An 11,317-nucleotide genomic window follows, 5' to 3' on the forward strand; every position below is an offset into this window, starting at 1 on the left:
CGCGCCGCTGCTTCGGTTGCGCTGGTCGGCGGCGCTGCCCCCGCTCGGCAGCCCGGCGGCAGACGCGCTGCGTGCTGCCCTGCCCGCCACGCCGGGGGCCACGGTCCTGGCCGGCGTCAACCGCCCGGCGGCGATCGCCTGGGGCTGGGAGATGGGAATCACGCTCTTCCAGGGCCGCCTGATCGAGAGCCGCCGCCCCGCGCCGTGACCCGCCGCGCTTGGCGCGCGCGTCCCGCGCCCCGATATTGCGGCGGATGGAAACGCCGGCGCTGCTCGTCGAGGGCCTGACCAAGACCTACACGCCCGGCGCGAAGCCGGCCGTGGAGGGCCTGACCTTCACCTTGCCGATGGGCGAGACCTGGGCGTTGCTCGGCGGCAATGGCGCCGGCAAGTCCACCACCATCGCCATGCTGCTCGGCCTGCTGGTGCCGAGTGCGGGGCGGGTGGTGGCGCTCGGCCACGACATGGCGACCGACCGCTTCGCCGCGCTGGCGCGGATGAACTTCTCCTCTCCCTACATCGCCCTGCCGCACCGGCTGACGGTGGAGGAAAACCTGCGCGTCTATGCGCATCTCTACGGCGTGCGGGACACCGAACGGCGCATCGCGGAACTGGTGGCGGAATTCGCCCTTGGCGAGTTCGCCAGGCGCCCGGCGGGACAGTTGAGCGCCGGGCAGAAGACGCGCGTGGCGCTGGCCAAGGCGCTGATCAACCGGCCGGCGCTGCTGCTGCTCGACGAGCCGACGGCGAGCCTCGATCCCGACACCGGCGACTGGGTGCGCAGCACGCTGGAACGCTATCGCGCCGAGGAAGGCGCGGCGATCCTGCTCGCCAGCCACAACATGGGGGAGGTGGAGCGGCTCTGCTCCAACGTGCTGATGCTGAAGGGCGGGCACGTGGTGGATGCGGGCAGCCCGGCGGCGCTGCTGGCGAAATACGGCCGCGACGACCTGGAGGAGGTGTTCCTCGACATCGCCCGCGGCCGCGCCAGGGCGGAGGCAGCGTGATGGCGGGCTCCTCCGCGCGCCGCATCTGGGCGCTGATGTACCGGCACCTGACGCTCTATCGCCGATCCTGGCCGCGGCTTCTGGACCTGATGTACTGGCCGGTGCTGCAGATGGTGGTGTGGGGGTTCGTCACCTCCTACCTGGCCTTCGGCGCGCCCGGCGGCGGGCGGCCGGCGCTGGCGGGCCAGACCGCCACGATCGCGGCGGGCGTGCTGCTCGGCGGCGTGCTGCTGTGGGAGGTGACGCTGCGCAGCCAGATGGGCTTCGCGATCTCCTTCCTCGAGGAGGTGTGGTCGCGCAATCTTGGCCACCTCTTCGTCTCGCCGCTCAGGCCCTGGGAACTGGTGGCGGGGCTCGCGGTGATGAGCCTGCTGCGCACTGTTGCGGGTGTCGGGCCGGCGATGGGGCTGGCCTTCCTGCTGTACGGCTTCGAGGTCTGGAGCCTCGGCCCGGTCGTGGTGCTGTTCTTCGCCGCGCTGATGGCGATGGGCTGGGCGGTGGCGCTGGCCGTCACCGCGCTGATCCTGCGCCATGGCGCGGGGGCGGAGGCGCTGGCCTGGGGGGTGATGTTCGGCATCGCGCCCTTCGCCGCCGTGTTCTACCCGGTCGCGGTGCTGCCCGGCTGGCTGCAGCCGGTGGCGCTGGCGATCCCCGCCGCGCATGTCTTCGAGGGCATGCGCGCCGCGCTGATCGACGGCCGCATCGCCTGGGACCACCTGGCCTGGGCCGTGGTGCTGGATGGCGTGTGGATGGCGGTGGCGGCGTGGATCTTCCTCGCGCAGTTCCATGCCGCGCGCGTCCGCGGTGCCCTGCTTAACATCGGCGAGTGAGGCCTTCGCGCCCGGGGTGCGCCGGCCCTCTAGAGCAGATCCCGATCAGGTGGAATCACCTGATCGGGTGAAGATGCTCGCAAAAACAAAGACCTGGAGCGGTGTTCGTGAGCCGAGGCGAACGGAAACCGCTGTAGTGTCCTGATTCCGAAATCCTGCGGACTTCGTTCTCAGGCCACGAGCCTTTGTCTTCAGTGGCCTGCTTGTCCGCTTCGTTCGCTGGAAATCCAGCGGACTTCGCGGGCAGGACACTAGATCAGCGCACGAATCGCCAGCATCACCGCCAGCCCTGCCAGCAGCGCCGGCAGCATCCGCTTCCGCATTGCGAGGCAGGCCGCGATACCGGCTCCGAGCCCGGCCAGCCGTGCGGCCAGCGGCACCTCTGCCAACGCCCCGCCCGGCGCCACGATCGCGAGCGTCACGAAGGCCGCGAGCGTCGCCTGCGCCACCGCCGTCGCCCAGGCGATCGCCGGGTGCTCTGCGGTCAGCCCGCCCGCGAGCCAGACCCCCGCAAGCCGCAGCCCCAGGCAGGCCAGGGCCGTCAGCGCGAGCGCGAGGTCAGCGGGCGCCATGCCGTCGTCCGAGCAGGAAGGCCGCCGTCCCGCCCGCGATCCCGGCCGCGAGCAGCGCCATGGAAGCCGGCAGGACCAGGGCGAGCGACGTCGCCGCCGCCCCACAGAGCACCGCCCGCCGCGGCGCCGGCCGGTCGAGGTCCGCGGCCAGCAGCAGCGCGTAATAGAGCGGATTGACGAAGAGCAGCGCCGCGCGGGCCTCCGTCCCGAGCAACCCGGCCACGTGGAACCCGGTGAGGGAGGCGCTCCCCGCCACGACCCAGGAGGTCAGCCCGAAGCCGAGGAACCAGGTCAGCCGTGCCGGCCGGTCCACCGCCGGCAAGGCGCGCATCGCCGCCGCCCAGGGCGTGACGGCGATGAACGGCACGGCCGGCAGCAGCCTGGAACGTTCGCGCGCGGCCAGCACCGGGGTCAGGGAGACCGCCATGGGCAGGAAGCGGGCGTTCACCGCCACCGCGCCCATGACCGCCGCGCCGACGCCGCCCGGCCAGCCGATCGTCGCGGCCTGGACCAGCACCAATTGCCCGGGCATGCCGTAGATCCCCCAGCAGGCGAGCAGCGCCCAGCCTGGCGAGAGCCCTGCCTCCTGCACCGCCGCGCCGAAGGCGAGGAAGGTCGCGGCCATGGCGAGACCCGGCGCGCCGAGGGCCTCTCGCAATCCGGGCCCGAAGGCGGTGGCGGGTGCAGGTGTGGTCACGGCGCCATGCTGCCACGGTATGGCACGGACGCCAGCCTTGACGCGGCGGCGTGTCCGGCGCTTCTGGCGCCCGCGCATCCGAGGGACCGGCCACCGTGACACTGACGCTCTATCCCGCCATCGACCTCAAGGGCGGCCAGGTGGTCCGGCTCAAGCGCGGCGAGATGGACCAGGCGACGGTCTATGCCGACGATCCGGCGGCGCAGGCGCGGTCCTTCGTGGAGGCCGGCTTCGCCTGGGTGCATGTGGTGGACCTGGACGGCGCCTTCGCCGGCAAGCCGGCGAATGCCGAGGCGGTGCGCGGGATCCTGGCCGCCGTGCCGGGGGCGAAGGTGCAGCTCGGCGGCGGCATCCGAACCATGGCGGTGGCCGAGGCTTGGCTGGCCGCGGGGGTGACGCGCATCATCCTTGGCAGCGCGGCGCTGAAGGATCCGGACTTCGCGCGCGCGGCCTGCCGCGCCTTTCCGGGGCGCGTGGCGCTCGGCATCGACGCGCGGGACGGCATGGTCGCGACCGAGGGCTGGGCGGAGACGAGCGACGTCAGCGCCACCGACCTCGCCCGCCGCTTCGAGGACAGCGGCGCCGCGGCGGTGATCTACACGGACATCGCGCGGGACGGGATGCTGGGCGGGGTTAACGTGGCGTCCACCGCGGCGCTCGCACACGCTGTCGCCCTGCCGGTCATTGCGAGCGGCGGCGTGGCCGGCGTCGAGGACCTGGTCGCGCTGCGCGCGGCGCAGGCGGGAATCGAGGGCGCGATCATCGGCCGCGCGCTCTACGACGGCCGGATCGATCCGCAGGCGGCGCTCGCCGCGGCCGGCTGAGGGGCGGCCAGTCGGAGGACCCTCCTCCGTCGCCATCGGATCCGCCGCCGGAACTGCTGGTGGCGGCCTCGGATCCGCCGCCGCCGTCCGGGCTGCCGTCGAACAGCGATGCCCAGAACGAACGACTGCCGCCTGCGGTCCGATCTTCGTCGATGATGTCGGCCATCGCCGAGGTTGCGACGGCAACTCCCGCCGCGACGACAGCGCGGCAGCGGCCGTCGGCGCCCTGGTCCCATTCGTCGTCGTTTTCGCGGCGTTCCTTGATCATCCCCCGCCGCTCGAGCAAGTTGCGGTAGGCCTCCCGCTTCGCGGCGTCCTTCCAGAAGCGGGGGGTGTCGCGCTCGATCTCCGCCTCGCGGATGGTCGAGCCGTCCTGGATCACGCCGGCGCCGCGCATCTGCCCTGTCCTCCACATCGCAGCGCTTCACTTGACCGACACGATTTTCCGCTTCACTCGCATGATCTTCCGGCGGTTCGGCCCGAAGGGGCCGTCACTGCCGGACAAGTGGAAGGATCATCCGCCATCGTGCTCGCTCTGCGCGTCATTCCCTGCCTGGATGTGAAGGACGGCCGCGTCGTGAAGGGCGTGAACTTCGTCGCGCTGCGCGACGCCGGCGACCCGGTGGAGCAGGCCCGCGCCTACGACGCCGAGGGCGCGGACGAGGTCACCTTCCTCGACATCACCGCCAGCCACGAGAACCGCGACACCATCCTCGACGTGGTCTCCCGCACCGCGGCCGAGGTCTTCATCCCGCTGACCGTCGGCGGCGGCGTGCGCAGCGTCGAGGATGCGCGCCGCCTGCTGCTCGCCGGGGCGGACAAGGTCTCGATCAACTCCGCGGCAGTGGCCGATCCCGACTTGGTGCGCCGCTGTGCCGAGGCCTTCGGCAGCCAGGCCATCGTCGTCGCCATCGACGCCCGCAGGAAGGACGCGGGCGAGGGCTGGGAGGTCTTCACCCATGGCGGCCGCCGCGGCACCGGGATCGACGCGGTGGAATGGGCGAAGCGCGCGGAATCCCTCGGCGCGGGGGAGATCCTGCTGACCTCGATGGACCGGGACGGGACCAAGCAGGGCTTCGACCTGCCGCTGACGCGCGCGGTGCGCGCGGCCATCCGCCTGCCGATCGTCGCCTCGGGCGGCGTCGGCAAGGTGGAGCATTTCGTCGATGGCGCGCTGGCCGGGGCCACCGGCCTGCTCGCCGCCAGTGTCTTCCACTACGGGGAATTCCGCATCGCCGATGCCAAGGCCGCGCTGGCCGCGGCGGGCCTGCCGGTGCGGCGCGCCCCGCGCAGCATGGGGGCCGACTGATGGCCAAGACGCCGAAGGACGCGAAGAAGAAGGCCGTCGCCAAGAAGGCCGCGAAGAAGGTCACGCCCAGGAAGGCGCCGCTGCCGCTGCCGGCGAACGCGCCGAAGACGCCGGCAACCGCCAAGGCCAAGGCGCCCAAGACGCTGCGCAAGGCCGAGAAGCGCCTGCTTGCGTCGATCGCCCCCAGCATCTCGGGGGCGGATGCGGCGATCCTCGACCGCCTCTGGCAGGTGGTGGAGGAGCGCCGCCAGGCCCGCGACACCATGATCTCCCATTCCGCCAGGCTGCTCGCGCGCGGGACCGCCAAGGTCGCGCAGAAGCTGGGCGAGGAGGCAGTGGAATGCGTGATCGAGGCCGCCATCGGCAACCGTGCCGCGACGGTGCTGGAGAGCGCGGACCTTCTCTATCACCTCATGGTCGTGTGGGTGGATGCGGGCATCCGGCCGGAAGAAGTCTGGACCGAGCTCGCGCGCCGACAGGGCATCTCCGGCATCGCCGAGAAGGCATCGCGGCCGCAGGGGATCATCCGCGCCGCAGGAACGCGCAAGCTGCCCTGATACGCCCGGCCACGATGCCGGGCGCACCGGGCGGGGCGCGACCGCGATGAACCCTTGCGGGCCCGCCTCGCCAGCCCTGCGCGCGACACCCTTCGTGCGAAGGCGCAACCTTCGTGCCGGTCAGTCCTGCGGCGGAGGGCCCAGCAACTCGACGCCGAAGCGGCGGCCGGCAAGCTCGGCGAAGGCGGCGACATCCTCGGGTAGCCGCAGGCCACGCTCGGCGGCGACGCCGAACATGGCCTCGAAGCCGCCGGGCGTCACGACGACGAGCTTGCGTCCCGGCCCGTCGCCGATGTTGCGGTAGGTGTGCGGCACGCCGCGCGGCAGCAGCGCCGTCTCGCCGGGCCCGACATCCCAGCGGCGGTCGCCGCACCACAGGCGGAAGCGTCCCTCGAGGATGTGGAAGACTTCGTCCTCGCGCTGATGAAGGTGAAGCGGTGGGCCCTCGCCGGGCGGCACGGTGTCCTTGAAGACGCCGACGCTTCCGCCGCTTTCCGCCGCGGTGAGCAGGATGTCGTAGCGCACACCCATCCACTCGACGCTGCGCGCGCCGGCGTGTTCCGGGGTGGGGGCGGCGGGCAATTCGGCCATGGGCGGTTCACTCCGCTGACGATGCCCGGCGAAGGATCATAGCCGAAGGCGGGCGGTGCGGCGACCTGGCGGCAGGGGCGGGCCTGGGGCTCGGCGCATATTCGCGAAACGTCATGTCATGCGAATAACCGGCGGTTGCGCGAAACGGGCCCGCCACCGCAAGCATCATCTGCGAAACCTTCGTGGTGGCCTTGCGCTGCGGCCGCGCTCGGGGAGGATGCGGGCCTGCGCGAAGGAGAACCGCCATGTCCGTGACCGGCCTGCCCCCCTATGACGACGCCAACATCTTCGCCCGCATCCTTCGCGGGGAGATCCCGTCGAAGAAGGTCCATGAGGATGAGCACGCCCTCGCCTTCCACGACATCAACCCGCAGGCGCCGGTGCACGTGCTGGTGATCCCGAAGGGGCGCTACGTCTCGCTGGCGGATTTCTCGACGCAAGCGAGCGAGGCGGAAATCGCCGGCTTCTGGCGCGTGGTGGGGATGGTGGCGAAGGATCTCCGGCTGGAAGGCGCGGGGTATCGCGTGCTCACCAACATCGGCAGCGACGGCGGCCAGGAAGTGCCGCATTTCCACGTGCACATATTCGGTGGGCGGCGGCTCGGGCGGATGGTGGCGCGGGCGGAATAGAAGGTCGGGGGAGGGGAACCTCCCCCCATGGCCGTCCTTGGCGAAGCCGAGGTCAAGGCGTTGGGAGGTCGCGGCTTGCTGCTCTGCCGGCCCGCCGCGCTGAAGCGGGCCTTCGCCCGCCAGGCCCGCGCCTGGCTCGCCGGCCAAGCCGACCCGCGCGGGAACGACAAAGGGGGACCGGAGACTTGGACCAGACGACCACACCGGCGGCGATGCCCGCCGGCGCCGCCACGGAGGCCGCGCCCCCGCGCGAGGGATTCCTCGGCATCCTGCTGATCTTCCTCCGTCTCGGCGTCACCTCCTTCGGCGGGCCGATCGCGCATATCGGCTACCTGCGCGAGGAGTTCGTCGCGCGCCGGCGCTGGATGGACGAGGCCGCCTACGCGGATCTGGTCGCGCTGGCGCAGTTCCTGCCCGGACCGGCCAGTAGCCAGACCGGCTTCGCGATCGGCGTGCTGCGCGGTGGCCTGCCGGGCGGGCTCGCCGCCTGGCTAGGCTTCACCCTGCCCTCGGCGCTGGTGATGCTGCTCGCCGCCTACGGGGCGGACCTGGCCACGGGGGGCGCCGGCGCCGGAGTCGTGCACGGCCTGAAGCTGGTCGCGGTCGCGGTGGTGGCGCAGGCGGTCTGGGGCATGGCGGGGAACCTCTGCCCGGACCGCGTGCGCGCCACGATCGCGGTGCTGGCGGCGCTCGCGCTGCTGCTGTTGCCCTCGGCGCTCACGCAGATCGCGGTCATCCTCGCCGGCGCTGCGGCGGGCCTCGCGCTCTGCCGCGGCGGCGTCGCGCAGAGCCAGGCCACGCTCGGCTTCCGCGTCCGGCCGGGCGCGGGGATCGCGGCGCTGGTGCTGTTCGCCGCGCTGCTGCTCGGGCTGCCGCCGCTGGCCAGCGGCTCGCACGCCCTGGCGCTGGCCGAGGCCGCCTACCGCGCCGGCGCGCTGGTCTTTGGCGGCGGCCATGTGGTGCTGCCGCTGCTGGAGCGCGCCTTCGTGCCTTCCGGCTGGATCTCGGCCGACGCCTTCCTCGCCGGCTACGGCGTGGCGCAGGCGGTGCCCGGCCCGCTGTTCACCTTCGCCGCCTTTCTCGGCGCGGCGCAGGGGCTCTGGCCGAACGGGGTGCTGGGCGGCGCGATCGCGCTCGTCGCGGTGTTCCTGCCCGGGCTGCTGCTGATCTATGGCATGCTGCCCTTCTGGGACGGCTTCCGGAAGCGTCCCGCGGCGCAGGCCGCGCTGCGCGGCGTCAACGCGGCGGTGGTCGGCATCCTGCTTGCCGCGCTGTTCGATCCGATCTGGACCTCGACGGTGCGCGTCCCGGCGGACTTCGCCATCGCGCTCGCGGCCTTCGCGGCGCTGGTGCTGTGGAGGGCGCCCGCTTGGCTGGTCGTGGCGCTGACGGCGGCGGCGGGCGCGCTGGCCGGCGCGGCGCTCTGACGACGACCGGGGCCAGGCGACGACGGCGCCGCCTGGCCACCGGCGGCATCGGGCCCGTGCCACCCCAGCGTCACCGACCGGGCCGCCGACGATGCCTGTCCGGAGGAGCGCTGGCCGGTGCGCCCGGAAGGTGCCCTGCCCTGGCAATGGCTCACATCACGCCGGCGCCCCGGGGCACTTCGCGACGGCATCACGGGATCCGCCGCTTCGTGACCGCCACCGACGGCGTGGCTGCCGCGAGGTCGAAGGTCGCCGTGCGCGATGTTGCGCGCCATCACCCGCAGCGTGTCGTTGCTCCGGGCGGTCGCGTCGAACTCGACGAAGCGGTTGGCGTTCGGCAGTAGCCTCGCCCGGTCGCGGTGATGCCGTCCAGCCCGGTCCACGGCGGCGCCGCCATGGTGGTCTCGGTCGTCGTCGAGGTCGCGATCATGCAAGCACCCTCCACGCCGATCCCGGTATTGCCGTGGCGGAACTGCACAAGAGGAGCGGAGCCCACGGAGCACGCTCTCACCGTTCCATCACATTGACATAACTCAATGCGTCACCATTTAATATGAAATAACAAGAATCTATCAATGTGATGAAAGCGGCATCATGAATGGGTTCGCTGAAGACATCGAGAACTTGACCGAAGACAACAATGACTTCCGTCGCGTTCTGTACACGGGGCAGAAGCTGCAGCTCGTCCTGATGGCACTTCAGCCCGGCGAGGAAATCGGCGAGGAAGTCCATGGCGGCACCGACCAGTTCTTCCGTGTCGAGAAAGGCAAGGGAGGAGTGGTCATCGACGGCAAGGCCACGAGGATCGAATCCGACATGGCAACCATCATTCCTGCCGGCGCCCGCCACAACGTCAGGAACACCGGCGACAAGCCGTTGAAGCTCTACACGCTGTACGCGCCGCCGGAGCATATCGACGGGACCGTGCACGCCACCAAGGCGGAAGCCGAGGCCGCGCACGAACATTTCAATGGCAAGACCACCGAAGCCCGATCGGACGCCTGACCCCGGCGTCACATGCTGCCGCTGCTGCCGCCGGCCTGGAGCGGATCCCGATCAGTGGAATCGCCTGATCGGGTGACGATGCTCGCAGAGACAAAGGCCTGGAGCGGTGTCCGTGAGCCGAGGCGAACGGAGACCGCTCCAGCACCGGATTGCCACCAAACATGAGGAGAGTGAGATGGACATGCTGATCATCTTGGCCGCGCTTGGCCTCTTTGGCCTCGTCACCTTCTGGCCACGCCATGCGGACGCCCACTGCGACACGATGGACGGCCCCACCGCGGTCGACGGGCGCAAGGCCCTGACCTCGGGCAATCTCAACCACGCCCTCAAGTGGATCGGCCCGAAGGCCGAGGCCGAGTTGCGGGAGGTCTTCGAGCCAAGTCTCCGGGTCCGGAAACTCGGTGGCGAGGCGACCGCCGTGGCTGACCGGCTTTTCCTGGAAACCCTGGTTCGCCTCCATCGGGCGGGTGAGGGCGCGGGCTTCGATGGCCTCAAGCCGTCCGGCACCGCGATCGACCCGGCCGTGGCCGCCGCCGATGCCGCCATCGCCAGCGGTCGCATGGATCCGCTGGTCGGCGTCGCCCCCAAGGACCGGCTGCCCGAACTCGAACGCCGCCTGCAGGCTGCGCTCGCCCTGAAGGACTTCCCGGTTGACGACGTCGCCGCGGGGCGGCGCTACATCGACGCCTACGTCAAGTTCTTCAAGTATGCCGAGGGCCACGATCATGACCACGGCCACGGCGGGCACGCGCACCAACACTGACGATGACGGAGGCCTTCGCCCTCTTGATCCCGGTAGCGGCGATCACCGCGATGGTGGTGCGCCGCTACTGGTGGCTGACCCGGATCCGCTCATGGTCCATGTATCCGACGCTCCGGCCCGCCGACTGCGTCCCCACCCGGCGGATCCGTGGGACGAAACCCGTCCGCCGCGGCGACATCGTGGTCATCGACTCCGCCGAACTCGGCCGCCGGGTCGTCAAGCGCGTGATCGGATTGCCGGGCGAGACCGTCGAGGTAAGCCCGCACGGGGTGACGGTCGATGGCGTCCCCCTGGCCGAACCCTATGTTGCCGCACATGGCGGCCCGGCGGGCAGGTTCCGCGTCCCGGCGCACGCGTATGTCGTGCTCGGCGACAACCGCCCCCAGTCCAGTGACAGCCGGTCCTGGATGACGCCGTACGTCCCGGCCACGGCCATCCGGGGCCGGCTGGGCACCTGACCTACTGCCGGCCGGCCGTCACCGACCCGGCCCTCTGTGGCCCGCCGGGCCGGTCACGCGGACCGGCGCGGCGCCCGATGCGTCGCGCCGTCCGTTGTCACGACCGCAGCTTGGCCCGGACGAGTTCGCCGGTGACCGAGTGGTAGCGGACCTCGATCGGGATGCCGCTGTCGTTCATCGCCCGCGCCTCGTAGCAGCCATCGTCCATCTTGATCCGGTCCACCCGGTAGCCGAGATCCTGCAGGGTGTTCCGGATCGCCTCGGCCGGCAGCCGCACCTCGCCCGGGGCGATCCGGCAGTGGTAGGCACCGGCGCTCCTACCCTCGTCGGCAAAGGCCGGGGAGATGGCCGGGATGGCCGCCGCGGCGGCGCCGAGGGCCAGGGCGGCAGTCAGCATGGTCTTGCGCATCTTGCGTCTCCAATCCGTGGGGCCGGACCAATTCCGGACCCGATGCCAGGACCCTACCGAGGGGCTGCTGTCCGCCCGCTGTTGATCCATGTCAGCGATCCGTCAGCCGCGCCCGGCCAGGATGCGGCCATGACGACACATGCCCCGACCGCCCGCCGCCGCAGCCTCCTCCGCCTCGGCGGCGGCCTCTGCGCGGCGGTGGGCGCGGCCATCCTCGCGGCCCGCCCCGCGCTCGCCCG

Annotated in this window: 16 protein-coding genes; 11 read left to right on the forward strand and 5 right to left on the reverse strand. The window is 71.7% G+C overall.

Going from position 1 to position 11,317, the window contains the following annotated elements; genetic code table 11:
* From GXW76_RS23325 to GXW76_RS23335, 3 genes are all read left to right on the forward strand, one after another.
* Nucleotides 1-208 (forward strand): hypothetical protein (locus GXW76_RS23325; protein ID WP_211864542.1); only part of this gene is annotated, 208 nt, incomplete at its 5' end.
* A gap of 46 nt (nucleotides 209-254) precedes the next feature.
* Nucleotides 255-1,007, forward strand: a complete 753-nt coding sequence (locus tag GXW76_RS23330; RefSeq protein WP_211864543.1) for an ABC transporter ATP-binding protein — start codon at nucleotides 255-257, stop codon at nucleotides 1,005-1,007.
* Nucleotides 1,007-1,837, forward strand: a complete 831-nt coding sequence (locus GXW76_RS23335; RefSeq protein WP_211864544.1) for an ABC transporter permease — start codon at nucleotides 1,007-1,009, stop codon at nucleotides 1,835-1,837. Before GXW76_RS23330 ends, GXW76_RS23335 begins: the two co-directional genes overlap by 1 nt.
* Nucleotides 1,838-2,088: 251 nt before the next feature.
* On the opposite strand, the gene GXW76_RS23340 is transcribed toward GXW76_RS23335, so the two are convergent.
* Together GXW76_RS23340 and GXW76_RS23345 are read right to left on the reverse strand one after the other, a co-directional pair.
* Complete coding sequence (locus GXW76_RS23340; RefSeq protein WP_211864545.1) at nucleotides 2,089-2,409, reverse strand: AzlD domain-containing protein; 321 nt, start codon at nucleotides 2,407-2,409, stop codon at nucleotides 2,089-2,091.
* Nucleotides 2,396-3,106: an AzlC family ABC transporter permease gene (locus GXW76_RS23345; protein ID WP_211864546.1), complete on the reverse strand. Its 711-nt coding sequence runs from the start codon at nucleotides 3,104-3,106 to the stop codon at nucleotides 2,396-2,398. The genes GXW76_RS23340 and GXW76_RS23345 overlap by 14 nt, the downstream gene beginning before the upstream one ends.
* A gap of 95 nt (nucleotides 3,107-3,201) precedes the next feature.
* On the opposite strand from GXW76_RS23345, the gene hisA reads away from it, so the two are divergent.
* The gene (hisA, locus tag GXW76_RS23350) at nucleotides 3,202-3,930 is read left to right on the forward strand and encodes a 1-(5-phosphoribosyl)-5-[(5-phosphoribosylamino)methylideneamino]imidazole-4-carboxamide isomerase (RefSeq protein ID WP_211864547.1); all 729 of its coding nucleotides are present in this window, start codon (nucleotides 3,202-3,204) and stop codon (nucleotides 3,928-3,930) included.
* Here hisA and GXW76_RS23355 read toward each other — a convergent pair.
* Nucleotides 3,866-4,327, reverse strand: coding sequence for a hypothetical protein (locus tag GXW76_RS23355; protein WP_211864548.1), 462 nt, complete (start codon nucleotides 4,325-4,327; stop codon nucleotides 3,866-3,868). The two genes, hisA and GXW76_RS23355, sit on opposite strands and share 65 nt — an antisense overlap.
* Nucleotides 4,328-4,456: 129 nt before the next feature.
* Here GXW76_RS23355 and hisF point away from each other — a divergent pair, with 129 nt between their 5' ends.
* Nucleotides 4,457-5,239, forward strand: coding sequence for an imidazole glycerol phosphate synthase subunit HisF (hisF, locus tag GXW76_RS23360; RefSeq protein ID WP_211864549.1), 783 nt, complete (start codon nucleotides 4,457-4,459; stop codon nucleotides 5,237-5,239).
* Complete coding sequence (locus tag GXW76_RS23365; RefSeq protein WP_211864550.1) at nucleotides 5,239-5,796, forward strand: phosphoribosyl-ATP diphosphatase; 558 nt, start codon at nucleotides 5,239-5,241, stop codon at nucleotides 5,794-5,796. The genes hisF and GXW76_RS23365 overlap by 1 nt, the downstream gene beginning before the upstream one ends.
* A 120-nt stretch (nucleotides 5,797-5,916) precedes the next feature.
* Here the strand turns inward: GXW76_RS23365 and GXW76_RS23370 are convergent, their stop codons facing one another.
* Entirely contained in the window at nucleotides 5,917-6,387 is a 471-nt protein-coding gene (locus GXW76_RS23370; protein WP_211864551.1) for a cupin domain-containing protein, read from the reverse strand.
* 245 nt (nucleotides 6,388-6,632) lie between these two features.
* Between GXW76_RS23370 and GXW76_RS23375 the strand changes: the two genes are divergently transcribed.
* From GXW76_RS23375 to lepB, 5 genes are all read left to right on the forward strand, one after another.
* The gene (locus GXW76_RS23375) at nucleotides 6,633-7,016 is read left to right on the forward strand and encodes a histidine triad nucleotide-binding protein (protein ID WP_211864552.1); all 384 of its coding nucleotides are present in this window, start codon (nucleotides 6,633-6,635) and stop codon (nucleotides 7,014-7,016) included.
* Nucleotides 7,017-7,201: 185 nt separating this feature from the next.
* Entirely contained in the window at nucleotides 7,202-8,443 is a 1,242-nt protein-coding gene (chrA, locus tag GXW76_RS23380) for a chromate efflux transporter (RefSeq protein WP_456307120.1), read from the forward strand.
* A 594-nt stretch (nucleotides 8,444-9,037) separates the two neighbouring features.
* On the forward strand, nucleotides 9,038-9,448 hold the full coding sequence (locus tag GXW76_RS23385) for a cupin domain-containing protein (protein ID WP_211864553.1): 411 nt from the start codon (nucleotides 9,038-9,040) through the stop codon (nucleotides 9,446-9,448).
* A gap of 175 nt (nucleotides 9,449-9,623) precedes the next feature.
* Nucleotides 9,624-10,211 (forward strand): DUF6448 family protein, encoded by a 588-nt coding sequence (locus tag GXW76_RS23390; RefSeq protein ID WP_211864554.1) that lies wholly within the window; start codon nucleotides 9,624-9,626, stop codon nucleotides 10,209-10,211.
* A gap of 2 nt (nucleotides 10,212-10,213) precedes the next feature.
* Nucleotides 10,214-10,669, forward strand: a complete 456-nt coding sequence (gene lepB, locus GXW76_RS23395; RefSeq protein ID WP_211864555.1) for a signal peptidase I — start codon at nucleotides 10,214-10,216, stop codon at nucleotides 10,667-10,669.
* 97 nt (nucleotides 10,670-10,766) lie between these two features.
* Here the strand turns inward: lepB and GXW76_RS23400 are convergent, their stop codons facing one another.
* On the reverse strand, nucleotides 10,767-11,078 hold the full coding sequence (locus tag GXW76_RS23400) for a PepSY domain-containing protein (protein WP_211864556.1): 312 nt from the start codon (nucleotides 11,076-11,078) through the stop codon (nucleotides 10,767-10,769).
* Nucleotides 11,079-11,317 lie beyond the last annotated feature (239 nt).

The sequence above is a fragment of the Neoroseomonas soli genome (assembly GCF_018129065.1).
GTDB lineage: Bacteria > Pseudomonadota > Alphaproteobacteria > Acetobacterales > Acetobacteraceae > Neoroseomonas > Neoroseomonas soli.